General features: G+C 56.8%; 17 protein-coding genes and 2 pseudogenes. 16 read left to right on the top strand and 3 right to left on the bottom strand.

Annotated features, from left to right (window positions below; genetic code table 11):
• Nucleotides 1–178 precede the first annotated feature (178 nt).
• Nucleotides 179–1,315, top strand: a complete 1,137-nt coding sequence (nifV, locus tag B0G76_RS07820; protein WP_116140787.1) for a homocitrate synthase — start codon at nucleotides 179–181, stop codon at nucleotides 1,313–1,315.
• A 305-nt stretch (nucleotides 1,316–1,620) separates the two neighbouring features.
• Here nifV (B0G76_RS07820) and B0G76_RS07815 read toward each other — a convergent pair.
• Both B0G76_RS07815 and B0G76_RS07810 read right to left on the bottom strand, forming a co-directional pair.
• Nucleotides 1,621–1,848, bottom strand: a pseudogene (locus B0G76_RS07815) (transposase); the annotation flags it as partial.
• A gap of 306 nt (nucleotides 1,849–2,154) precedes the next feature.
• Nucleotides 2,155–3,087 carry a LysR family transcriptional regulator gene (locus tag B0G76_RS07810; RefSeq protein ID WP_105512312.1) on the bottom strand — a complete coding sequence of 311 codons (933 nt, stop codon included), beginning with the start codon at nucleotides 3,085–3,087 and terminating at the stop codon, nucleotides 2,155–2,157.
• A 646-nt stretch (nucleotides 3,088–3,733) separates the two neighbouring features.
• On the opposite strand from B0G76_RS07810, the gene B0G76_RS07805 reads away from it, so the two are divergent.
• The 6 genes and pseudogenes from B0G76_RS07805 to B0G76_RS07775 form a co-directional block, all read left to right on the top strand.
• On the top strand, nucleotides 3,734–4,432 hold the full coding sequence (locus tag B0G76_RS07805; RefSeq protein WP_105512313.1) for a hypothetical protein: 699 nt from the start codon (nucleotides 3,734–3,736) through the stop codon (nucleotides 4,430–4,432).
• An 11-nt stretch (nucleotides 4,433–4,443) separates the two neighbouring features.
• Nucleotides 4,444–5,670, top strand: coding sequence for an ATP-grasp domain-containing protein (locus B0G76_RS07800; protein ID WP_105512314.1), 1,227 nt, complete (start codon nucleotides 4,444–4,446; stop codon nucleotides 5,668–5,670).
• 604 nt (nucleotides 5,671–6,274) lie between these two features.
• Nucleotides 6,275–7,963 (top strand): NAD(P)/FAD-dependent oxidoreductase, encoded by a 1,689-nt coding sequence (locus B0G76_RS07795; RefSeq protein WP_116140785.1) that lies wholly within the window; start codon nucleotides 6,275–6,277, stop codon nucleotides 7,961–7,963.
• A 36-nt stretch (nucleotides 7,964–7,999) separates the two neighbouring features.
• The gene (locus B0G76_RS07790; protein ID WP_105512316.1) at nucleotides 8,000–9,340 is read left to right on the top strand and encodes an amidase family protein; all 1,341 of its coding nucleotides are present in this window, start codon (nucleotides 8,000–8,002) and stop codon (nucleotides 9,338–9,340) included.
• Nucleotides 9,341–9,426: 86 nt separating this feature from the next.
• A complete protein-coding gene (locus B0G76_RS07785; protein ID WP_116140783.1) occupies nucleotides 9,427–10,800 on the top strand; it encodes a carboxyl transferase domain-containing protein in 1,374 nt (457 codons plus the stop codon).
• A 517-nt stretch (nucleotides 10,801–11,317) separates the two neighbouring features.
• Nucleotides 11,318–11,434: pseudogene (locus B0G76_RS07775) on the top strand (IS3 family transposase); the annotation flags it as partial.
• 58 nt (nucleotides 11,435–11,492) lie between these two features.
• Here the strand turns inward: B0G76_RS07775 and B0G76_RS07770 are convergent.
• Nucleotides 11,493–12,440: a LysR family transcriptional regulator gene (locus B0G76_RS07770; RefSeq protein ID WP_116140779.1), complete on the bottom strand. Its 948-nt coding sequence runs from the start codon at nucleotides 12,438–12,440 to the stop codon at nucleotides 11,493–11,495.
• A gap of 483 nt (nucleotides 12,441–12,923) precedes the next feature.
• Between B0G76_RS07770 and B0G76_RS07760 the strand changes: the two genes are divergently transcribed.
• The 9 genes from B0G76_RS07760 to nifV (B0G76_RS07720) all read left to right on the top strand — a co-directional run bounded on the left by B0G76_RS07760 (nucleotide 12,924) and on the right by nifV (B0G76_RS07720) (nucleotide 23,983).
• Complete coding sequence (locus tag B0G76_RS07760; RefSeq protein ID WP_105512309.1) at nucleotides 12,924–14,075, top strand: 2-aminoethylphosphonate--pyruvate transaminase; 1,152 nt, start codon at nucleotides 12,924–12,926, stop codon at nucleotides 14,073–14,075.
• 28 nt (nucleotides 14,076–14,103) lie between these two features.
• Entirely contained in the window at nucleotides 14,104–15,399 is a 1,296-nt protein-coding gene (locus B0G76_RS07755) for an O-acetylhomoserine aminocarboxypropyltransferase/cysteine synthase family protein (protein WP_241975111.1), read from the top strand.
• Nucleotides 15,399–16,493, top strand: a complete 1,095-nt coding sequence (locus tag B0G76_RS07750) for a fatty acid desaturase family protein (RefSeq protein WP_259460526.1) — start codon at nucleotides 15,399–15,401, stop codon at nucleotides 16,491–16,493. The genes B0G76_RS07755 and B0G76_RS07750 overlap by 1 nt, the downstream gene beginning before the upstream one ends.
• Nucleotides 16,490–17,317: a gamma-glutamyl-gamma-aminobutyrate hydrolase family protein gene (locus tag B0G76_RS07745; RefSeq protein WP_116140775.1), complete on the top strand. Its 828-nt coding sequence runs from the start codon at nucleotides 16,490–16,492 to the stop codon at nucleotides 17,315–17,317. Before B0G76_RS07750 ends, B0G76_RS07745 begins: the two co-directional genes overlap by 4 nt.
• Complete coding sequence (locus B0G76_RS07740; RefSeq protein WP_243658107.1) at nucleotides 17,283–17,999, top strand: LysE family translocator; 717 nt, start codon at nucleotides 17,283–17,285, stop codon at nucleotides 17,997–17,999. Before B0G76_RS07745 ends, B0G76_RS07740 begins: the two co-directional genes overlap by 35 nt.
• Before the next feature lie 182 nt (nucleotides 18,000–18,181).
• Nucleotides 18,182–19,396, top strand: coding sequence for a GMC family oxidoreductase (locus B0G76_RS07735; protein WP_404935324.1), 1,215 nt, complete (start codon nucleotides 18,182–18,184; stop codon nucleotides 19,394–19,396).
• 346 nt (nucleotides 19,397–19,742) lie between these two features.
• Nucleotides 19,743–20,762 carry a homoserine O-succinyltransferase gene (gene metA / locus B0G76_RS07730; RefSeq protein WP_258875519.1) on the top strand — a complete coding sequence of 340 codons (1,020 nt, stop codon included), beginning with the start codon at nucleotides 19,743–19,745 and terminating at the stop codon, nucleotides 20,760–20,762.
• 117 nt (nucleotides 20,763–20,879) lie between these two features.
• The gene (locus tag B0G76_RS07725; protein ID WP_199730251.1) at nucleotides 20,880–22,238 is read left to right on the top strand and encodes a glutamine synthetase family protein; all 1,359 of its coding nucleotides are present in this window, start codon (nucleotides 20,880–20,882) and stop codon (nucleotides 22,236–22,238) included.
• Nucleotides 22,239–22,846: 608 nt separating this feature from the next.
• On the top strand, nucleotides 22,847–23,983 hold the full coding sequence (gene nifV / locus B0G76_RS07720; protein ID WP_116140769.1) for a homocitrate synthase: 1,137 nt from the start codon (nucleotides 22,847–22,849) through the stop codon (nucleotides 23,981–23,983).

Raw genomic sequence — 23,983 nt, 5'->3', positions numbered from 1 at the left:
GCCACCTCCAGCGCGGCCGAATTGTCCGGAACGTAACATTCGCGACACGAACAATCGGACGATGCACCGCCATAACCCGACATTGTGCCGGTCGACATCCCGCAAATTGTGCCCCGCCTGTAGATGCTCGCTTGGCACAACGCTTGCAATCCATCGGCGACAACTCAAGAGACCTGACATGCTCAATCCGATCATCAATGACACAACGCTTCGCGACGGCGAGCAGACCGCTGGCGTCGCATTTCGCACTGAGGAAAAATGCGCAATCGCCGCCGCACTGTCGCAGGCCGGCGTGGCCGAACTCGAAATCGGAATTCCTGCCATGGGTGAGGACGAAATGGCGTGCATCGCTGCAATCGTCGACCTGAACCTCGACGCTCGCCTGATGGTTTGGGGGCGCCTCACCGACGAGGATCTCACCGCGGCATTGCGTTGTGATGCCGATATCGTTCATCTCTCGGTTCCCGTTTCGGATATTCATTTGCAACACAAGCTGCGGCAGTCGCGCAGTTGGGTACTGGCGCAGATCGCACGCGTCGTCGGCGAGGCAGCGAAAAACCATCCCAGAATTTCCTTGGGCATGGAAGACGCCTCGCGCGCGGATCCCTCATTTCTCGTAGAAGTGGCTCAATGCGCGCAGCAGCACGGCGCCCAGCGCGTGCGCTTTGCCGACACTGTCGGTATCCTGGACCCCTTTAAGACCTTCTACGCCATTGCAGCGCTACGCGTTGCCGTCGATCTGGAGATCGAAATACACGCGCACGACGACCTCGGGCTCGCCACAGCCAACACACTAGCCGCCCTTGGGGCCGGCGCGACCCATGCGAGCACCACCGTCAACGGGTTGGGTGAGCGCGCCGGCAATGCAGCGCTGGAAGAAGTCGTGATGGGCGCACGGCACCTGCTGCGACGAGAAACTGGCGTCGACACCAGAGCGCTGCCCGACATTTCGTCGTTAGTCGAACAAGCCTCAGGCCGCGCAGTTTCCTTAAACAAGAGCATCATCGGTAGGAACATCTTTACTCACGAGTCGGGCATTCACACCGACGGCCTCGCGAAGCACCCCACGACCTACGAGGGATTCGATCCGGCAGAGCTCGGCCGGCAACGGTCGACGATACTCGGGAAACATTCTGGATCTCAAAGTGTGCGTGAGGCCTACGACGCACTAGGCGTGAGGGTGTCGGAGCGGCTCATCCCGCTCCTGCTTGCGCGCATCCGCTCTTTCGCCACGCAGTACAAGCGGGCGTCGAATGCAACCGATTTGCGCCGCTTTCTGACCCAAGCCTGCGGCATACGGGTCAAAGTGCCGTAGTGTGGTTATGCCCACGCTTGTCGAGCTGGTGGGGCGGACTGCGGAACTGGCTATGCCGAGCCGGGCTATGTGGAGGATGACTACTGGGAGCAGACGCTGGCGATCCGCCTGACGCAGCGCTCGACGACCCGGGACTGTTAAGAAGCCTTAACAAAATGATATTAGGGGCTGTTAAGGAATCGCTGATTAATAGGCCATCCCGCGAGGTTGTCGGCGGCGATGGGTCGGAATTTCCGGATGCCGAAATGAAGCGTTGGCAATTCTGGTGAGTTTGACCCGAGGATGCGCCTCATTTCTCGCACTTTTCACACGCGTGACGGACTGCTCCCATGAACCGACCGCAACCGGTTTCGCGCGATCGCCAGGTTCGCCAGGGCGAACAGACTGAACAGTTGCGCCATGTTCTTGGCCAGTCCCTTGTAGCGCACCTTGCGATGACGGAACAGGTTCTTGACGATATGAGACGGATGCTCGACCCGTGCGCGAATCTGCGCCTTCGTTCGCTCGACCTGGATCACCAGATCCTTCAGCGGACACCTCAGCGATGACGGCCGGGCCTGATAAATCAGTGTTTCCCTAATCCGGCCAATTGCCCAGCCAATTCTGTTTTTTTGTGCAAGATTAGTGTGCGATATCAGTAATCGTGAAAATAATGTTAATAAATTTGATCCGGATTTTTCATTGACATTCGTCAAAGTTCGCCCGCCGGCTTCTTGATCTCGCACCAAATCTCCGACTGGACGCTTGCGTTAGGATCAAGACTGTTCGGCGCAACTATTCTGCGGATGTCGACGCATCGAAAGATCGCCCCTTCGACGCAACCCACGGCACGACGTAGATTAGTTGGGAAAACGTAGCGGCATGGTGGCGCGTTCTCTGCCGAGTGCGCCGTCTTCTGGCAAACAGAGTTGCAGCGAGCGAAAGAGGAAGCGCTGCAGTGCGGTTGCTGCGGACGTGCGGTCGTTCGACTTCGCGTGGCTGAATAGACCGAATTCAGCCACAGGCGGCATCGGCAGCCCGACAGCACGCGGATCGATCACGTGCATAGTATCGCGGCGCACGTGCCAGTCGAGCAGTAAAGCAATGCCGAGTCCGGCCTCAACGGCCGACTGGATCGCCGACAGGCTCGTGCTCGTGCAGGCAACGCGCCACACGATGCCGGCGTCAAGCAACGTCGCAAAGAAGTTCTCCTGCCATCTACATGCTCCGCCGAATGCGATGATTGGTAGGGGGCCATCACGCAGGTCGGCATTGCGGGAACGTGCGGCGGCCCAGCGAAGCGGTTGCCGCCAGGTAACGAGCGGCTCCGCGTGGATCAGCGCAGGATCGCCGATCGCGAAATCAAGTGTGTTGCTTGCGAGCCGCTGCGATAACGCCGGGCTCGCATCAACGACTATCTCCAACGAGACATCGGGAAACGATGCTGAGAATTGCCGCAATGCATGGCGAAGGTGACTCATTGCGATGTCTTCCAGAATGCCCACCCTCACCGTACCCGAGACGTCACCGACAGTCAGTGCGGAACGGGCCGCGAGGCCAATTTCAAGCACCTTGTGTGCATACGGCAGTAGCAGGCTGCCCGCCGAGGTCGGCTTCACGCCGCGCGGTGAACGTTCGAGCAGGCGTTGGCCGACTTCGTCTTCGAGACGCCGAAGGGCCATGCTCACGGCAGCCTGGGTGCGATGAAGAGCCACCGCAGCATTGCTCACGCTGCCGGCCTCTATCACCGTAACGAACGTACGCAGCAGCGTGCTGTCGAGATCGCGAATCATCAATTCCCCTCATGCAAACATAAAGATTATCAGGTTATACCACGCATACAGCCGCGGTTAATATCCTTCCGTCACTCACGCAGAGAGCATAGATGAAGAGGAATTGAACGGACAGCAAACCGGATACGCGTTGCTGAAAGCGTCCGTGACATTCGTGCGTGCTACCGCGCCGATGTCCACCGTCGCATTCATATGCGCGATCCAATGAAGTACAGTACCGTTACCCGCGACGATGGCATACGGCACGATTAGCACAACTTGGCTACCACACCGCTTTGCGGTGTTAGCGCTCGTGGCCATGGTCCAGCCCCCTCTCGAGAAGGAGTTTCCATGTGGTGGCACACGAGAAGATCGAACCAGCTAGCTTCAGTCGACAAAAAACATTCGAGGCGAGAGCGTTCCGCAACGTTTGGCACGAATCCACTGGCAAAAGCCTAGCTGATCAAAAATCGTCTAGGAGCGCCCGACAGTACGCCCTGTCACCGCACAGCGACTGCAACGCGGCTTAGCCCCCACTGCAGGGGAATTCTCAGACTCTCCAAGGGACATCATTGCTTATTGTAAAGGCAGCTGTACCCCTGGTTCGTCCGGCTCAGGCATAAACAGTAACCGGTGCGCCCTGTTTTTTTTCGATCTGGATGGTTATATGAATACAAGCAACGATCGAGCACGTCTTGAGCGAGTCGCTCAAGACGCAGTCGCCCAGATGTTCGCTACTTCGCCGGAGACCGCCGCCTTCCATCGTGGCGATTGGATCGACAGTGAATACTATCGCCGCCACCTCATCGAAACAGTGTTGCGAATCCGCCTTAACAACGAGGTCGACGCGTTCGCGCTGTACAAAATCGGCTTCAAGGACAACACGCTCGCGCAAATTCTCGCGCAATACCTTGCAGAAGAATATGGGCATGAGGGGCTATTTCTGCGTGACATCGAGAAATTCAGCCTGTCTGCAGCCGAGATCGACTGCACCGCACCTTTCCACAGCACCGACAAGCTGATTGGCTATCTTTATTTGAGCATTAGCCGCGACGGTCCGCTGTCGACAATGGTTTGGAACTGGTTTGTCGAATGGTATTCGAATCGCTATAACAAAATCATCACCGAAGCAGGAGCGCGCGCGTTCGGGCACGATCTCGTGAAGCGTTCGCTCGACCACATTCAGCACGACGGATCTCACGGTCACGATGATGTGATGTGGGTCGGTCTGCAGCGGGCAATCGACGGCTGGGGCGGAATCAAACAGGCTGAGACCTATTTGCGCCACTTCGTCGAACTGCTCCACGAGTACTTCGACGAGCTACTTGTGGCGACCACGCCCCGACGCGAAACTGTTGCTATATAAGGAACGTCCCCATGACCGCCATCATAGTGATTGAACCGGCGTCGTCCGGCACGGCGCTTGTCGCCGCCGCTGCGCGCCTTGGTGTCGCTGCGCACGTGTTTTCCGCCGAGCGCGTCGTGCCGCGTGACCTACGGGCGGCCGTCACGTCGTTCACGGTGGTGGACACTGCTTCGTCGAGCGCCGTCGCAGCCGCCGCATGCGCCATTGGCGCCGATGGAATCGTACCTGGGTTCGAATACTCAGTCGATGTAGCGGCGGAAGCGGCCGCTCGGCTCGGTCTCCCGCATCTGCCGCTCGAAGCGGCAGCGCTCACTCGCGACAAGTACCGCAGCCGATCACACCTCGCAATTGCGGGACTGGCGGGGCCCCGATTCGCCCGAATCGCAGATCGCCGTGACATCGTGACGGCCGCCTCGCAGGTCGGCTTTCCAGCCGTTGTTAAGCCTGTGGACGGCTGCGGTAGCCAGCACGCGACGCGCGTCAACTCTCTTGTCGAGCTGCAGCTCGCGGTCGAGCGCGCCATGCGCCACGGCGTTGTAGATATGGGCCGCGAAATTGGCCACGTGTTGCTACTTGAGCAATATGTCGAGGGTCCGGAGTACAGCATCGAAGGTTACGTCGGCCGACATGGGCCGCGCGTGCTTGCGGTGGCAGAAAAGCTGCTGAGTGCCGAGCCGTATTTCGTCGAGATGGGGCACATTGTCGAAGCAGCGTTGGCGCCAGAGCATCGTACAGCGCTGGTCGCTTACGTCGAGAAGGTCGCCGCGAAAATCGGCCTCAACCTCGGCGTTTTCCATGCAGAGGCGCGCATGACGCGCGACGGCCCCGTGCTCATCGAGATCGCCGCACGGCTCGGAGGTGATCGGATCTACCGGCTGGTTGAACTCAGCAAGTCCATCTCCTTGCCAGAAGTGATGATACGCAGTCATCTCGGCGACACCGATCCAGCGCCCCTCTGTGATGCAAGGCATGCGACGTGCGTGAGCGGTGTGCAGTTCTTCACGCCCGTAACTGGGCGCTTCGCCGGCGCCGCTGCGGTCGAACGCGTGCGCGCGACGCCCGGCTTCGAAGAGGTCGAGGTTCTTTCGCACATCGGCGGTACAGTCCTAAAACTGACGGACTTTCGCGCCCGCGTCGGACATGTGCTGTTTACGGCCGCAGATCGCCCGACGCTCGATTTGCGCCTCGCCGAAGCGCTGAAAGCGCTAAAATTCGATCACGCCGATAACGGTAGCTGAAAAATTTTCGCGACATGAGAATCAACTGATCCTCCGAGGGTAATCGCATAGTCGTGCTCAACCGTTGGTCCGACGAGTTCGCTGCTTAATATCACAACATCGATGATGCCGTCACGCTGCGCGCGGGACTGGACGCCAATCGGCGCCGTCGCCCCCAATCCGGAGCGCGAGTCAGTCGTCACGATGGCCTCGCACACCGCACTTAAACAGCCTTTGGCTACATGACTGAGGCGAGTACCTTGACACGCGCCGGCTGACACCACGCCAAACGGATTGTTCAGGGCGGACGAAATAGCTTGCGCACGCCCGAAATATCTTCTCACAAATCAACCAACTCCCTTTATCAGTAGTGAGTCATGGCTGACGAAGCTACTCTCACGTTAGCTTGCTACAAACATCAATTTTATTTGTTTGATATGACCGCAGTCGATTTGATATCGTGGCATCCATGGATATTCACCATGAATAGCATTTTTCTGCCGAGGAGCAGCACAGCTATCGGCAACGGAATAAATAACCTCGATCTCTTCTGTCGAAGGTCCCTGCGCTATTTCCAGCCATCATCATTCCTCAAGTGGATGCATTGCCACAAAGGAGAAAATCCATGAAAAATCACGTCGCATCTTCACAAAGTCCATCACCGACTGTTGACCTATTGTATGACTACGCGCCGTTCCTCCAGCTCTGCGAGTCTGAAGGGGCAATCGGCTCCTTTTCATCACGCACTCCAACTCCGCGCGTTGCCATCGTGGGGGCCGGTATTAGCGGTCTTGTGGCGGCGACTGAGCTGATGCGGGCAGGCGTAAACGACGTTACGGTCTTTGAGGCCCGCGATCGCATTGGAGGAAGAATATGGTCACAAGTATTTGATCCGCGGTACCCGCACCTTATTGCTGAAATGGGCGCAATGCGGGTCCCTCCGAGTGCAACCGGTCTTTTCCATTATTTGAACAAACACGGCATTTCCACGACCACGTCTTTCCCCGATCCAGGAGTGGTTGATACCGAATTGCATTATCGCGGCACTCGCCATACCTGGCCGGCGGGAGATTCACCGCCACCTTTGTTCAGGCTTGTTCATGAAAGCTGGAGGGCATTTTTACAGGAAGGGTGCGTGATCAATGGCACATCTCTTGTAGCGCCGGCAGAAATCACGGTCATGTTGAAATCACATCGCTTTCAGGAAGCGCGTGCGGCATGGCAAACGTGGCTCGATGTGTTCCGTGACAGTTCTTTCTATGCGGCCATTGTCGCGATTTTCACTGGCCCTCGCCCCCCCGGAGGTATCCCTTGGGAAAGGCCTTATGACTTTGAGCTGTTTGGCTCTTTAGGAATAGGATCCGGAGGTTTCCTACCTGTTTATCAGGCCGGATTCACCGAAATACTGCGCTTGGTCGTTAACGGCTATCTGGATGATCAACGCCTGATTTCCTGCGGAATCTCTACACTGGCTGAGCGCCTGGCGGGAGCGGAGATCGCAGGGTGCTCCGTTTCTGAACGGGTTCGCTTCAATAGCGTGGGTCGCATCTACAAAGAGAATGGAAAGATAAAACTGGTAACTGATGAAGACGAGGCATTGGTTTTCGACCGAGTGATCGTCACTAGCAACAACAGGGCAATGCAGATGGTTCATTGCCTGACCGACGACGAAACGTTTCTCAGCCGCGACGTCTCACGAGCCGTCAGGGAAACGCATCTTACGGGTTCCTCAAAGCTGTTCATGCTCACCCGCGACAAGTTCTGGATCACTAAAGACCTGCCAGTCACCATCCAGTCTGACAGTTTTGCGAGAGGAGTATATTGCCTTGATTACGAACCCGATAAGCCAGATGGTCAGGGTGTAGTTTTGCTTAGTTACACTTGGGAAGATGACGCTCACAAGCTACTGAGTGTTCCCGACAAAAAACAGCGGTGTGAGTGCTTTGTTGACGACCTTGCTACATTCCATCCAGAACTTGCGCGCCACCTGGTTCCCGCCGATGACGACTATGAACGTAGCATCCTGCACCATGACTGGCTGACCGATCCGCATTCTTCGGGTGCCTTTAAGCTCAACTATCCGGGCGAAGATGTTTACTCGCAGCGTCTCTTCTTTCAGTTCAAGACCGCGAATGATCCCGCATGGGATTCCGGCCTTTATCTGGCAGGATGTGGCTGCTCTTTTACCGGTGGGTGGATTGAGGGAGCTGTGCAGACGGCTGTGAACAGCGCCTGCGCCGTCATACGTAGCGCAGGAGGAAATCTTTTACCGGGCAATCCTCTTGACGAGATCCGCAGTGCTTATCGTTACTGACATCGGACAGGATGACATCCTATTCGCGGAAATTTTATGTATCCAAAAAACACTGTGGAATCGCTTTGCGATGGCATACGTACCGGTGCACTTTCAGCGGCTGAAATCCGGGAGCGTGCACTCAGCGCTGATTCGCATCTGAAAAAGCTCAACTGCTTCATCCGCACTTGCGGCCCGGACGCGCATTTCGCTAAAGCGAATGATGCCCTGAAAGGCGCACCGCTCTACGGCATTCCCTTTTCCTTAAAGGACAATATTTGTGTTAAGGGGCTCCCTGTCACTGCCGGGACACCGGGGATGGAAGGTTGTATAGCCACGCGCGATGCGCTTGTTGTCAGAAAGCTGAGAGCGCTCGGTGCTGTCGTTGCCGGCAAGAACAACATGCATGAACTCAGCTTTGGTATCACATCGGTCAATCCTCGATGGGGAACGGTGGGAAATCCAGCGGCTCCAGGGCATTTGGCTGGTGGCAGCAGTGGCGGCTGTGCCGCTGCTGTGGCAGCCGGTATCGTTCCGATGGCGATCGGAACGGACACCGGCGGCTCCGTAAGGATACCGGCCGCCTTCTGTGGTATCACCGGCTTCAGGCCCACAAGTGGTCGCTGGTCTTCGGCCGGAATCATTCCAGTTTCTCGCACGAAGGATTCGCCGGGCCTTCTGACGCGGACGGCGAAAGATGCATTACTTCTATATGATCTGCTGTCCCCCGATAGCCACCTTCCGACAAAACAGAAAAATACTCGCGGCCGAATAGGCCTTCCGGCCTCCATGTGGACTGACCTGGAGGATGATGTCCGAAAGTATTGCTGGCATGCCGTCAGGCGATTGACTTGCGCTGGTTTCCAGTGCGTTGAACTGGATGACGCGGTTGTTGCTGACCTGAATAGAACCGGAACCTTCACCATTCCGGTTTACGAATTCTTCACTGACTTTCCCCGCACATTGCTTTCCTTAGGATGGGGAAACAGGATAAATGCTGTATTTGATAACATTCGCGACAAAATTGTTCGCAACATCATTCACGCCAATCTTGGTGGACAGCTTATATCTGCCGCAGATTATTCATCAGCAATCCAGAATATAGGCGTCTTACGTCTACAAATAGACTCGCTGTTCAGCACTCGAGGCATCGATTTTCTCGTGTACCCGACAGTTCCGCGTAGCGTCCCTCATCTGAGCGATGCCAGCAGGCCGGGACTGTTTGCCGAGGTGATACGTAACACCGACTTGGCCAGCAACGCCGCGATACCTTCTATCACCCTTCCAGTTGCTCCCGATGATGCATTACCGGTGGGGTTGAGTATTGACGCCGCGCGGGGCCAGGACCGCCGCCTTCTGGCCGCAGCAATGTCTATGGAAGACATTTTGGCTTCCTGAAAATGGGGCTGCCATTCAACACCGCACAGACGCACGGCACCGATAACAGCCAACATTCATACGCATTGCCAGGAGGCAGATAGCTAATGCAAATTTCGTTGAAAAGAATAAACGTGCTCTTTGACGCAGATAGTTTTGTTGACCGTCAACCTGCCGCAAAAAGTCATTTCATCTGCGGCGAAGGAACCATAAATTTGGTAAAAACCTTTCTGGTCATGAATCGCGGAGGAGACTGTGAATTTCAGGGAGGCGGACAGTGGCGCACTGCCGAGCAGATCATCAGCACGGTAACTCGGGCCCGGGATAAACGTGCCCCCTTAATCTACATTCAGGACAAGGCAGGAGGGACAGGCAGTTTCGACACCACGAAAGTGCTCTCGCCGGACATGGCCAGATTACTTTTATCTCCATTCGGAATGGGCAGGGTCAGTGCATCCCTCGCAGAATTTTCAGAAGGAAATTTGCTAATTTCCGTCATACTCGGTCCGACCTCAGGTCCACTTGCTTTACCGTTGATGCTCGCAGACCTAGTGTTGATGACTGAGAAAGGTGCTCTATGTATGGGTCGTCCGGATATGGTGAAGGCAATGCTGGCCCAGGAGTCCGATCTCTATTCGCTAGGTGGAACAGACGTTCACAGCAAGGGCTCGGGCTCGGTTCAACTGGTATTCAAAGATGAAGAAAGTTTATTCAAGTGCATAAGAAAATTACTGCATGGAAGTTTCAAAGGCAAGGGACCCCATGGCCTTGAATATGAAGAACCCGATGCGGTTGATTTTGAAAAATTAATTCCAACAGATCATCGCACACCCTATGACATGCATCATTTGCTGAATTCCTTTATCGACAAAGGCAGCTTTACGGAAATAAGCGCCGAATACGCGGAGGAAGTGTTGACCGCCTACGCGAGCATCAAAGGAAATTTCGCTGCAATTATCGCCAACAACCCCCGACATAATGGAGGTGCAATTTATCGGAAATCCGCCTCAAAAATGGTAAAAATGATAAATATTGCCGCAAAAACCAACATGCCAATCATATTCATTGCCGATATCCCAGGATTTATGATCGGCAGAGAAGCTGAAAAAAGTGGCATATTTTCGGCCGCAGCGGAATTATTCAGAGCACATGTTCGATGCAAGGTACCAAAATTACTGCTCGTTGCCAGAAAAGCGTATACGGGAGGAGTGTACGCCATGGGTGGTCCTGGATTTGACCCTGTGGCAGTACTGGCGTATCCGCGGGCCCACATCGGCGTTTTCAGCCCGGACACGATGAAGAAAGTAATGTCTGAGTCTGATGAAACCACCAGATCCATAATGCGAAAACTGACCGATGAAATTGAAAACCCAGAATTGTTGAAAATTAATGGGCTGATTACTGATGTCATCGAGATAGAACATACTCGAGAACAAATTACCAAGTATTTGTTCCCTGTAGGGAGTGAAGCTAGCGCCTGAGTTGAATCGCAAGCGTCTCACTTCCACAGTCCAGCGCAGTCTGCTTGTCGGTAACGCGGATACATGGCGGGCGGATATCACCGCATTAAAGGGCGAAGTTTCGCGGTTTGGCCTCGGTCTGCCGTTGTTGAGAGCTAGCGAGGAGTTGCATGCGGCGTCGACTGAAGCCGACGCCGACCGAATGTCGACGAACCAAGTTGCAGTCTCCAGCGAAGCCACGCTCAACCGCGAGCAGATCCAGAAGGACCGAGAAAATGTTGAAACAAGCGCTTGCTGGCCGTGGAAGTCCGACGTTAAGTCGTGAGTTCGGTGCACGGAGTGGTGGCAGGCTGCCGAACCATCGCGATCACTCACAACCGTCCGAGAAACCTGTATTACATAACGGCCGCTAGCGTCGACCGACGACAGTCCCCGTGGCGCACAGCACGCGTACTGTGAGCGATAGACTTCATTAATGATCATCTTCAGCACCCAGCGACCGCGCAGTCGCAGCGTCGTCCATCACCGCAGCGCCATTCAGGCAACAACCAGATTGACACATGGCTTGCCGTTCGCGCCGAACCTGCTCGATCAGGCGTTTGCCGTCACCGCGCCGAATCAGGCCTGGTGTGGTGATATCCGTTATGTCGCCACAAAACCCTCGAAACCCCACAGATCCATGCCGCAAAAGCCTTGCTGAAAGATCCCATTTTCTAACCTGGGTGGATTGGTCTTCGCGTGGTCTCACGCGGAGCAACCATGCGTGACGCCTCCTGCAATATTATCTCCCGCATCCAGTTGCTTGCCGGATCACTGCTGTGAAGGGCAGACCATTGGACGGCCTCGGTGAATGCGGGCAGTGGCAGCGGAAGTTCGACGATCCGCAGAGGCATCGTTTTTTCGAAATGCTTGGCCAGCCTGAAGGGCATCGTCCCTATACGGTCAGTGTTTATTAGCATAGGCGGGATCATGCTAAAGCTCTGCACGATGACCTCGTTCCGTCTCTTGAGACCGTGCTCAAGCAAAAACCACTCGTCGATGGAGGGCCGCCGCGTACGTCCGAACCTGACCGAAACGTGCCCCATCGACATGTATCTCTCGAATGTAAGCTGCCCTGATAGCTGCTTGTTCGTGCGGCAGCCTACGCACACGAGTGTCTCCTCGAACAGCTTCGCTTTAGGATGCGCGCTCGACATGAACAATTCCGGCAAGATAAGAAAATCGGCTTCGCCGCGCCGGAGAACCTCATCGGGGTCATCGGCAAGTGGTAGCAATTCGAAGCCGACGGCGGGAGCTTCCCGTGCAATACGCTCCACGATCTTTCGAAAAAATACGACTGCCATGAAATCGGAAAGGATGATCCTGAAGCGGCGATCCGATTTGGCCGGGTTGAAGACGTCCCGGGAAATAACGGAGAGCTGGATGTGCACCAGAGCCTCGCGGATTGGAGCAGCGAGCCCTTCAGCACGCGGTGTGGGGACAAGTTCCCGGCCCCTCATCGTAAACAGTTCATCGCAGAAATAGGCGCGTAGCCGGGCGACGGCCGCGCTCATGGCCGGCTGGCTCAGGTTGATGCTGCGTGCCGCCGCGGTGAGGTTACGCTCGGTCATCAGAGCATCGAGCGCGACGAGGAGATTTAGATCGAGGCCCTTGAAACGCATGATCCCAACTTATAAATAATGTGGAGGTGTTCCATCAAAACAATCGACTTTACGAGTTGTGCGGCATGGAGGATAGTGTTCCTGGTACATCCGATTGAGTTTCGTCAACCTGCTGGCGCCTTCGTGGTGCCGGGGTAGCGGAAGAAGTGTGCGGTAGAACTGAGCGAAGCCGAGGAAATGACATTGCAGCAGTTGTCGGTCAATCACATGCATCGGGGCACGCGAGCGCGGCCCTGTCGCTGCTCGGACACAGGATCAAGCGCAAGCTACTCCAGCGGGCTTACTTCCACCGCCCTCCCATAGGATTCGTGCATCCGTCGATTCCATGAAGATTGTGGAGCTACTGAGCCTTACTGCAAGCAGCTCGACACTCGCCCACCGCCAGATTTTGCACAGACAGGAAGATTCCCCTGTGAAAACTTTGCCGCGCGGCAAAGCGTTCGTACCGCATTTGCATATAAACGTCTAAATTAGGAGTGCTATATGTACGGCCAACATCATTTCTTAATGACACCAGGCCCGTTGGCCTTGAGCGACGAAGTGAAGGCGCAGATGCAATTCGATATGGGCTCGCGCGACCGGAGCTTCAAAAACATCACGGCTTTGGTGCGTGAACTAATGATCGAGCTGATCGACGGGAATGACACACATTCGGTCGTCCCAATCCAGGGCAGCGGTTCCTACGGTATGGAAGCTGCGCTGGCTACCTTCATCTGTCCGTCTGATCGGCCGCTCGTCTGCATCAACGGAATTTATGGCGAGCGGATACTGAAGATATTGGAGCTGCGAGGCGTGCAGACCGTCAGCATGAAGGCGCCGAGCGATCAACCGCTCTCGGCCGCCGACATCGCCGCGTATCTGGAGCAGGACCGCACGATCACGCACCTTTGTTTCGTGCATTGCGAGACGACTACCGGTGTCATTAATCCACTCGATGCGATCGTGGATCTGGCTAAACGGCGCGGCGTCAGGACGATCATCGACGCGATGAGTTCTTTTGGCGCCACCGACATCAGTGCCAGGAGAATCGCTTTCGACGTGCTCGTAACGTCCAGCAATAAATGCATCGAGGGGCCGCCGGGCGCGGCTTTCGTCATCGCATCACTTGATCTGCTCAGGAGCAAGGGCAATCCGGTCAATTCCTTTGTCCTCGACGTCCGTAATCAGTGGCAAAGTTTCGAGCAAACCGGCGAATGGCGATCCACGCCACCCACGCATGTGATCCAGGCATGCGCAAAAGCGCTTGAAGTACTTGCCAGTGAAGGCGTGATTCACCGCGGCGAACGTTACGGCGCGGTGCGTGACGAAATCGTCCGCTCGACCGAACGATACGCATCGCCACTTCTAAACGCCCAAGTGCGCTCACCCGTGTGTCTGGCGCTCACGGCAAACGGCATCATTAATACCCAGAGGGATTTCGATGCGCTTTACGCGCATCTCACCAACTACAACCTCTATATCTATTCGAAGCTGCATCTTCAGACCCGCAGCTTCAGGATCGGATGCATCGGCTCCATCAAGCCGGCATGGATCCGCCTGCTGGCGACCGCATTTCGAGACTTTTTCGACGCGTCCCGGATTACCGGAAAGGCGTCAATCCACCCCGAAGCTGAATTCGTCAAAGAGGTCTTGTAACATGTCACGGAATATTCCCGGCACGGAAATGTCCCGAGAAACCGCGCTCCTGTATGCCGGTTATCGGCACGACCCCATCACCAAGGCCGTCGCGGTGCCGATCTACCAATCCACCGCCTATGAGCTCGACGGCGATCTGTCGAAGATTGCCGACATCTACAACGTCAAGGAAGACGGATTCACCTACACGCGGATCATCAATCCAACCACGCGCATCCTGGAACAGAGATATGCCACGGTGGACGGCGCCGCCGATGCACTCGCCGTGGCGTCGGGACAGGCCGCAACGTTCCTTGCCCTCGTGAATCTAAGCAGCGGGCAGCCTGGCGACAACGTGGTGGCATCGAAGTACCTGTACGGGAATTCTTGGAACCTGTTGTTCAACACGTTCAAACGGCTGGGCATCGAGGCGCGATCGGCCGACCCACGAGAGGTGTCATCGTTCGAATCGCAGATCGACGATAGAACCGTCGCGATCTTCGGCGAGGTGTTTTCCAACCCCTGTCTTATACCGTTTCCCGTCGCGGCGCTTGCCGAAATCGGCAAGCGCCGCGGCATTCCGCTTGTGGTCGACAACACGACCACGCCGCTCGTGTCCCGCCCCGCTTCGCTTGGCGCCGCCATAACAACATATTCGGCGACGAAATACATCTGCGGCCACGGCACGACGCTGGGCGGGTTGGTAGTCGACAACGGCAACTTCGCCTTCGACGATCCTTCCCGCTTGCCTTTACTCAATGAGCCCGACGAAGCGCATGGCGGAATACTCTGGCGCGATGCCGTGCGGAAACTGGGCGACCTTGGCGCGAGCGCCTATCTCCTGAAGGCACGGATGACCTGGCTTCGCGATACCGGTGCCGCGATCAGTCCGTTCGCGAGCTTCCAATTGATTCAAGGCCTAGAGACGCTGCATCTGCGCATGCAACGCCATTGCGAAAACGCGGCGGCGGTGGCCAGTTTCCTGAAGCAGCACCCGAAGGTCAGGCGCATCTCGTATCCGGGGCTCGCCACTGGACGCGATCGCGAACTCGTTGACGAACTGGTCGACGCCCGCGTCGGTCATGGCGCCATGATCATGTTCGAACTGGACGACGAGGCGGCTGGCCGGGCGTTCATCCAGAACATCCGGCTCATGTATCACGTTTCGAACGTGGGTGATGCGCGGACACTCGTGACGCATCCCGTCTCGACCACTCACACCACCGTCCCGAAAGAGAAACGCGAGGCCGCGGGAATATTCGACGGATCGATCCGCCTGTGCGTCGGCATCGAAAACGTGGACGACGTGATTTTCGATATTCAACGCGGGCTCGACGCCATCTGATGCCCAATCCGGCGAGGAAGATAACCATCATGGAAACGTCTCAAGTCTGGAAACTGCGGAACAAGCGGTTCGATACATTCCATTTCTCCCGCGACATCACGCGGGATCTGTCCGAATTGCGACCGGACAATATCACCGGCGCGCTGTACGTGCTGAAGGACTACCTGGTCATACTGGCTTGTGCGTTTGTCACGGTTCGGTTCAGTTGGTGGCTTTACCCAATTGCGGTGCTCATGATTGGCGCGCATCAGCGGGGGCTGACGACGATCTCGCACGATGCCGCCCACCGGATACTCGCGAAAAATACAAAATGGAACCATTTTCTCGGCATTACGTTCGCCGCCTATCCGATCTTTCAACGGCACTGGGCCTATCGCGTTTCCCATGTGCATCTTCATCATCCGTACCTTGGCGATCCCGAGCAAGATCCCGACCTGCAGTTTTTCATCTCTTCCGGGGTTTATCAGGTGCGCGAGCCGCGCGAGTATGCGTTTTCGATCGTCTGGAAGGCCATTCTGGGCGGGGCCACGCTGCGCTATCTGAAGTACCTGTGGCACAACCGCTTTCTGATTTCGAACAAGGACGACAAGAGCGTCGACAAACGGGGCGCCGCCATCGATTCCTACGGGTTCGCGGCCTTCTGGGTGATCATCATTGCCGGCTTTGCCAAGGCCGGTGCGCTGCATTTACTGGTGCTGTTCTGGCTGATTCCCTATCTGACCACCTTCCAGATACTGGGCTGGTTCATTGAGATCGCCGAGCACTCGCCAATGTGCGAGACCGAGGTCGAAAACGTCTATCTCACGCGCAACCGAAAGGGCAACCTGATCGAACGGCTGCTGTTCGGCGTAAATTTCGATGAATACCATCTGGAGCACCATCTTTCGCCCGGTGTTCCGTTCTGGCTGTTAGCGCGCGCGCAGAACATCCGCATGCGCGATCCGAACTATGCCGAGATTACCGATTCCTGGGGCGGCCTGTTTGTGCGTGGCCCCAAGGGGCAGCCGAGCGTCATCGGCCAGTTGCTCGACCGGAACAGGCGTCTCTACGACGCGCGGCGTGCATCCCTCTCAACGGCGGTGCAAGAGCAATGATGGACAAACCTCGTGATGTGGGTCGCGCCGTCGTCGGAGTCACGGCCAATCGTCACCTTTACGACGGCGTTCACCGTGACTGGTTGCGGCGGCGCTACATCGATGCGCTCGACCGGCACGCATCCGTCGAATGCGTGATCCTGCCAACGATCGACGGCGATCTGCCCTGGGACGCAACCGTGCGCAATTTCCGCGAAGTGATGCGGCGCCTGGACGGCCTGGTATTGACCGGCGACGAATCGAATCTCGATCCCAGGATCTTCAACGAGCAGCAACGCGTCTGGAATCGCGGGGAAGACGATGTCATTCCCGGCGAGCGAGATCGGCCAAGGGATCGTCTGTCATGCGTCGCATTGTCGGTCGCTATTGAACTCGAAATGCCGGTCCTCGGTATCTGCCGCGGTTTGCAGGAGATGAGCGTTCATCGGAACGGCACGCTGCATGCCGACTTGTCAGTGGTGGGCCAAGGCATCGTGCATAGCGAGAACCCGAACGTGCCTCGCGATCAGCAGTATCTCCCCGTTCATACGATCCAGGTCGTTCCCGGCGGACTACTGTCGTCGATCGTCGAGAACCGCGAGCTCTACGTCAATTCCCTGCACAACCAGGGCATCACCACGGTGGCGTCCGGTGTTCAGTTGGAAGCGGTCGCCGAGGATGGCGTGATCGAGGCTCTGTCCTACACGACGTCAGCGGCCTTTCAACTCGCGGTGCAGTGGCACCCCGAATGGCATGCCGCCGCCGATACCACGAGCCGGAAGATATTCAGGGCATTCGGAAGTGCATGCCATGCTTATCAATCAACGGGGCAATTGTCGAAATAGCGGCCGGGCCGGTTTTTTGGCAATCCAATCTCCCTTGCAATTCAATCGCATCTTCAGGCTAACTGGACGATTTATGGATTTACATTTGTTGGCTTTGTTTTCCGTTGCCTTCACGTCCGCAATCGCCGTGCCCGGCCCCAACGTTGCGTTTGCAGTTGCCCAGGCGATCAGGCATGGAATCAAAACGACAATTCCCGGTGCATTATTCGGTTTTGGGCTGGGAACCGCCATTCACGCGACGGTCGTGCTGTCGGGCGTCGGTTTGATCATCTATGACCATCGCTGGATCCTGACTTACCTACGATGGATCGGGGCGATCTATCTCGCCTACCTCGCGGTCGGCGCCTTCTTCGCGAAATCCGGGCCGAGCGACGGGAAGGTCGGCGATTCGAGCCCGAAGCAGATGTTTGTCGATTCGCTGCTCGTTTCCCTGACCAACCCCAAGGGATGGCTGGCCAGCCTGCTCACCTACCCGAGTTTCATCAGCCCGCGCGTTTCGTACACCATCCAGGCAATCTCCTTGGGTCTGGCGGCGATGGTCATTTCGCTCTCGATCTATAGCGGGTATATGTTCCTCGCCCACAAGGCGCGCGCGGCCTTCGACAACAAATCTGCATTCAACAGGGTAACAGGCGTGATTTACGCGTTGGTCGCGCTTGGTCTGATCCTGTCTCCTTATTGACGGACTGGAATCACCGATGGTTTATCGATCAACGGCATGACAAAAAGGAGCACCATGATCTTCGACTATATTTTAATTGGCGGTGGCAGCGCGGATCGATCATCGCGCGACGGCTCGCCGATGCGAATATCGGCTCGGTCCTGCTCATCGAAGCAGGACCACCTGACGAGGGAATCCCCGCGATGATGGATATCTCCCGTCTGTTTGAACTCGATTCCGGTACGGACTGGGCGTTCCTGACCAAACCCAAGAAGCATTCCGGCCGCCAGATCACGTACTCGCGCGCCAGGATGCGGGGCGGCTGCGGCAATCACAACGACTGTGCCTACCTGGTACCGCCGGAAGCGAATTTTGATTCATGGCGCGAGCTTGGTGCCGATGGATGGTCAGGAAAGGATGTCAGACCGTATTTCGAGCATCTGAAAGAACGCGTCACGATCGAGCAGCGTCCGGAGCGACACCTCGTTTCGCGCGCGTTTATCGAGGCAGGTGTCGCGCTCGGATTGCCGAAGGTCGATTTCGGCATTGGCATGCTGACCTTGAACGTGCACGGGCGCCTGAGGAATTCGTCGTCCGTCGCCTACCTCCATCCGTTGACGTCCTTGCCCCCTAATCTGGAGATCCAGACCGACACGCTCGTCGGCAGGATCAAGTTCATCGGCAGCGTGGCCAGCGCCTGCCTCACCGGGAGGGGGCGCATTGCCGCCGGGCGGGAAATCATTGTTTGCGCAGGGAGCATCCAACCTCCTCAGCTTCTTTTGAGCTCGGGAATCGGCGATGCGGTCGATCTGCGTGAACTCGGTATCGACGTGGTCCACCACAGTCCCGGTGTCGGCAAACACCCGATCGATCACTACTCAGTGCCGGTGATTTTCGAAACGGCGGCGCCGGTACCCGACCGGCACATCACGCCTTACGAGGCGATTGCCATGCTGAACACCACACCGGGCGCGCAATCGGTGGAGAGCCAGCTACAACTCGGCCCGACGGCCGGCTGGGTCAACGGGCGGTTCGGTGACGAATACCAAGCGTCGACCCCGAAGCGAGATCTATTATTGCGCTCGAGCCGAATGTCGCCAGAAGCCGGAGCCACGGGTTCCGAAAATTACCTCCCCCGATATTTGCGTCGCGCCGACAATCGACCTCAACTATCTTTCGGACGCCGATCATTACGACGAGAATATTCTGCTCGAGAGCGTTTCGTTTGCCGGCGGCTGGGCCAGACGGAAAGCTTCAAGAGAATTATCAGCAAGGAATTGCTGCCCGGCCCCGACATTATTCAAGAGAGCGATCTGCGCGAATACATCCGGAAAAATTGCCAGACGTACTATCACGCTGCCGGCACCTGTCGAGCAGGCTCCGCCAACGATCCGAACGCCGTCGCGTCCCCGATCTGAAGGTCAAGGGGGTTTCCGGGCTGCGCGTCTGCGACGCGTCCGTGTCCGTGTCCGTGTCCGTGTCCGTGTCCGTGTCCGTGTCCGTGTCCGTGTCCGTGTCCGGCGATGGTGTCGGTCAATATCAATACAACCGTCACGATGGTCGGCGAAAAGGCAGCAGATCTGATTGTTTCCGGTGCCAGGCAGTTTGCTTCCGCCGAAACTGGCAGCCAGTCAAGCGTGGATCGGCAAGTACCTGGCCGATCGATGCCGATATCGGCCAGATGCTCGGATTGGCATCGTCTCAGTCGCGCACTGAAGCAGAAAAGACGAATGAATACGCTGCAGAATAAATCGCAATTCCCGTATGGTTTCCGTGATCGATGCCGGCTGCGGCGAAAGCCGCGACCGAATCGTTTTGATACCTGGCGTACGTTTAACTCATAACGGAGGCTGCAAGCCCATGCCAATCAGAATTCCCAAAGGTTTGCCCGCAGTGTCCGCACTTGAGACGGAAGGCGTCACGGTGATGGACGAAGAGAGCACGGTATATCAGTATCACCGGCCGCTGCGCGTTGGCTTGCTGAATCTCATGCCAAACAAGATCAGTACGGAAATCCAGATTGCCCGCCTGCTCGGCGCCACACCGTTGCAGGTCGAATTGACGCTCGTCAAGATCACCAACCACGCGCCCAAGAACACGCCGACTGAACATCTCGTGTCGTTCTACCACGACTGGTTGGACGTCAAGGCGCAGAAATTCGACGGATTCGTCATTACCGGGGCGCCGGTCGAAACGATCCCTTTTGAGGAAGTCAGTTATTGGGACGAGCTCGCCAGCATCTTCAACTGGACGCAAACCAACGTCCACAGCTGCTTCAACATCTGCTGGGGGGCCCAGGCGGCAATGCATTATTTTCATGGCATGCCCAAATACGCGCTGAATGAAAAAGCCTTTGGTGTATTCAGGCATCACGGCCTAAAAATCGACTCGCCGTACCTGAAGGGTTTTTCCGACGATTTTGATATCCCGGTGTCACGCTGGACGGAAATGCGGCACACCGACATTCCGGCCGACAGCGGCGTCTCTGTGCTCATTGACTCGGCGGAAACCGGCCTCTGTCTGCTCAACGACTGCAAACATCACGCGCTCCAAATCTTCAACCACATCGAGTACGACTCACACACGCTGGCCGACGAGTACTTCCGCGATCGAAACGCGGGCAGAGACATCCATCTTCCGAGAAACTATTTCCCCGACGACTGCGAAACCTTGCCGCCAAAAAACCAGTGGCGTAGTCACGCACATCTGTTGTTCGGAAACTGGATAACCCAGATTTTTCAAACCACCCCATCCGATCCGGGCAGGATCGGCATCGATCGATGATGGCCGCCCGACGGCGTACGCCCATGCGGATTGGAACCACCTCGGCCCCGGCCGCCCCAAGGGCCTCCCGTGCAGATAATTGAAATGACACCTTCTTCTTGATAGATGGCTGAAAACATGAGCATGAAATTCGATGAATTGAAGCACGCAGTGACCTCTGGCGCCATAGACACCGTGCTCGTCTGCATGGTGGACATGCAGGGCCGCCTGATGGGAAAGCGGTGTCATGCCGATTTTTTTGTCCATCACGGCTACCAAGAAACGCACGCCTGCAATTATTTATTGGCCGATGACATGGACATGCTGCCGGTGCCCGGTTATACCAGCGCCAGTTGGGTGGACGGTTATGGCGATTTCCTGCTCAAGCCCGACCTCTCCACCTTGCGGCGGCTGCCGTGGCTCGACGCAACCGCATTGGTGATCTGCGACGTGTTTGATCATAATGGGCAGCCGGTTGTCCATTCGCCGAGACAGATTCTGCAGAAACAGTTGCGCCGGCTGGCCGATCGCGGTATGTGCGCCTGTTTCGCATCGGAGCTGGAGTTCTATTTGTTCGATGAATCCTACGAGGCGATATCGAGAAAAAAATACAATAAGCTGGAGACATTCGGCGCCTACAATCAGGATTACCACATCCTGTCGACAACGCGCCAGGAATCCGTCATGCGCCCGATCAGAAACGGACTGCACGGCGCAGGAATCGCCATTGAATGCTCTAAGGGCGAAGGCGGTTCGGGTCAGGGAGAAATCAATGTCCGCTATTCCGACCCGCTGGTGATGGCCGATCACCATACGATCATTAAGCACGGTAGCAAGGAGATTGCGGCACAGCATGACAAGGCGATCACCTACATGGCAAAGTGGAGTTATGATCTGGCAGGTTCCTCCAGTCATGTCCACGCCTCGCTGCGGTCGCTGGACGGGCGACCGCTGTTTTATGACGACAAGTCGCCTCACGGCATGTCCGATCTGATGCACCATTACCTTGGGGGCCTGCTGAAATATTCGAAGGACATCACCCTCTTTCTGGCGCCCCACATCAACTCCTATAAGCGATTCCAGATCGGCACGTTCGCGCCGACCAAGGTCGCATGGAGCCAGGACAATCGGACGGTCGGTTTCCGCCTTTGCGGCGAAAGCTCGGACGCCGTCCGCGTGGAGTGCCGCATCGGCGGTGCGGATCTGAATCCGTATCTCGCTTTTGCGGCCCTGATCGCGGCGGGTCTTGCGGGCATCGACGAGAAACTGGCATTGCCAGACCCGTTTGTCGGCGACGCTTATCGGGATGCCGAGCTACCGGAAATTCCGAAAACGCTGCGGGACGCCACCGACATCAGTTCGAATTCGACGTGGCTGCGCGAGGTGTTGGGGAACGAGGTCGTCGATCATTACGTGCACGCCGCGCGATGGGAGCAGTTCGAATACGATCGGCGGGTCACGGATTGGGAGTTGGCCAGGGGATTCGAGAGAAGTTGAATCGCCACGGCACTGCCACGTTAAATTGTTCGCGACGCGATAGGGGTTGCCCTTCTACGAGCAGAAAGTTGTCAAGGTCATTTTCGAACTGACTCGTGAATCGCCGACATGTCCCTCCTACACCTCGTCAGGACGAGGTGATGTTGCTGTAGTCGAATCTGCCGGGAGCACCCGTTTTGCAGTATCGAGTCCATATGTCGTAGCGTCCATCTGGGGCCTCTGTTCCTCAAGTGGTTGTGTCGCAACTCCACTTCGGCACATTGATGTCGTTCGGTCCTGGGGACCCTGAAGCGCGCCCACTTCTCCGGAGGGAGGGCGGCGTCCATTCCATCTCGACCGGTCCATGGCCAAATTGCTCTTTTAATTATTTCGAGTATGCATCAAGCGAACAGGTTCGACATTCCATCCGCTAGCGGATGGAACCGATCGAGCCACCTCCAGCGCGGCCGAATTGTCCGGAACGTAACATTCGCGACACGAACAATCGGACGATGCACCGCCATAACCCGACATTGTGCCGGTCGACATCCCGCAAATTGTGCCCCGACTGTAGATGCTCGCTTGGCACAACGCTTGCAATCCATCGGCGACAACTCAAGAGACCTGACATGCTCAATCCGATCATCAATGACACAACGCTTCGCGACGGCGAGCAGACCGCTGGCGTCGCATTTCGCACTGAGGAAAAATGCGCAATCGCCGCCGCACTGTCGCAGGCCGGCGTGGCCGAACTCGAAATCGGAATTCCTGCCATGGGTGAGGACGAAATGGCGTGCATCGCTGCAATCGTCGACCTGAACCTCGACGCTCGCCTGATGGTTTGGGGGCGCCTCACCGACGAGGATCTCACCGCGGCATTGCGTTGTGATGCCGATATCGTTCATCTCTCGGTTCCCGTTTCGGATATTCATTTGCAACACAAGCTGCGGCAGTCGCGCAGTTGGGTACTGGCGCAGATCGCACGCGTCGTCGGCGAGGCAGCGAAAAACCATCCCAGAATTTCCTTGGGCATGGAAGACGCCTCGCGCGCGGATCCCTCATTTCTCGTAGAAGTGGCTCAATGCGCGCAGCAGCACGGCGCCCAGCGCGTGCGCTTTGCCGACACTGTCGGTATCCTGGACCCCTTTAAGACCTTCTACGCCATTGCAGCGCTACGCGTTGCCGTCGATCTGGAGATCGAAATACACGCGCACGACGACCTCGGGCTCGCCACAGCCAACACACTAGCCGCCCTTGGGGCCGGCGCGACCCATGCGAGCACCACCGTCAACGGGTTGGGTGAGCGCGCCGGCAATGCAGCGCTGGAAGAAGTCGTGATGGGCGCACGGCACCTGCTGCGACGAGAAACTGGCGTCGACACCAGAGCGCTGCCCGACATTTCGTCGTTAGTCGAACAAGCCTCAGGCCGCGCAGTTTCCTTAAACAAGAGCATCATCGGTAGGAACATCTTTACTCACGAGTCGGGCATTCACACCGACGGCCTCGCGAAGCACCCCACGACCTACGAGGGATTCGATCCGGCAGAGCTCGGCCGGCAACGGTCGACGATACTCGGGAAACATTCTGGATCTCAAAGTGTGCGTGAGGCCTACGACGCACTAGGCGTGAGGGTGTCGGAGCGGCTCATCCCGCTCCTGCTTGCGCGCATCCGCTCTTTCGCCACGCAGTACAAGCAGGCGCCGAATGCAAGCGATTTGCGCCGCTTCCTGACCCAAACCCGCAGCACGCGGGTGAAAGTCTCGTGA

Source organism: Paraburkholderia sp. BL23I1N1, from assembly GCF_003610295.1.
Taxonomy (GTDB): domain Bacteria; phylum Pseudomonadota; class Gammaproteobacteria; order Burkholderiales; family Burkholderiaceae; genus Paraburkholderia.
This window is presented reverse-complemented; position numbering and strand designations above follow the sequence as displayed.

Excerpts from the sequence above, each read along its gene's own strand:
- B0G76_RS07785 (WP_116140783.1), top strand. The coding sequence starts at position 9,427 with ATGCAAATTTCGTTGAAAAGAATAAACGTGCTCTTTGACGCAGATAGT.
- B0G76_RS07810 (WP_105512312.1), bottom strand. The coding sequence starts at position 3,087 with ATGATTCGCGATCTCGACAGCACGCTGCTGCGTACGTTCGTTACGGTG.
- metA (WP_258875519.1), top strand. The coding sequence starts at position 19,743 with ATGGTTTCCGTGATCGATGCCGGCTGCGGCGAAAGCCGCGACCGAATC.
- nifV (WP_116140787.1), top strand. The coding sequence starts at position 179 with ATGCTCAATCCGATCATCAATGACACAACGCTTCGCGACGGCGAGCAG.
- B0G76_RS07750 (WP_259460526.1), top strand. The coding sequence starts at position 15,399 with ATGCCCAATCCGGCGAGGAAGATAACCATCATGGAAACGTCTCAAGTC.
- B0G76_RS07760 (WP_105512309.1), top strand. The coding sequence starts at position 12,924 with ATGTACGGCCAACATCATTTCTTAATGACACCAGGCCCGTTGGCCTTG.
- B0G76_RS07755 (WP_241975111.1), top strand. The coding sequence starts at position 14,104 with ATGTCCCGAGAAACCGCGCTCCTGTATGCCGGTTATCGGCACGACCCC.
- B0G76_RS07740 (WP_243658107.1), top strand. The coding sequence starts at position 17,283 with ATGCTTATCAATCAACGGGGCAATTGTCGAAATAGCGGCCGGGCCGGT.
- B0G76_RS07805 (WP_105512313.1), top strand. The coding sequence starts at position 3,734 with ATGAATACAAGCAACGATCGAGCACGTCTTGAGCGAGTCGCTCAAGAC.
- B0G76_RS07745 (WP_116140775.1), top strand. The coding sequence starts at position 16,490 with ATGATGGACAAACCTCGTGATGTGGGTCGCGCCGTCGTCGGAGTCACG.
- B0G76_RS07735 (WP_404935324.1), top strand. The coding sequence starts at position 18,182 with ATGATGGATATCTCCCGTCTGTTTGAACTCGATTCCGGTACGGACTGG.
- nifV (WP_116140769.1), top strand. The coding sequence starts at position 22,847 with ATGCTCAATCCGATCATCAATGACACAACGCTTCGCGACGGCGAGCAG.
- B0G76_RS07795 (WP_116140785.1), top strand. The coding sequence starts at position 6,275 with ATGAAAAATCACGTCGCATCTTCACAAAGTCCATCACCGACTGTTGAC.
- B0G76_RS07800 (WP_105512314.1), top strand. The coding sequence starts at position 4,444 with ATGACCGCCATCATAGTGATTGAACCGGCGTCGTCCGGCACGGCGCTT.
- B0G76_RS07725 (WP_199730251.1), top strand. The coding sequence starts at position 20,880 with ATGAGCATGAAATTCGATGAATTGAAGCACGCAGTGACCTCTGGCGCC.
- B0G76_RS07770 (WP_116140779.1), bottom strand. The coding sequence starts at position 12,440 with ATGCGTTTCAAGGGCCTCGATCTAAATCTCCTCGTCGCGCTCGATGCT.
- B0G76_RS07790 (WP_105512316.1), top strand. The coding sequence starts at position 8,000 with ATGTATCCAAAAAACACTGTGGAATCGCTTTGCGATGGCATACGTACC.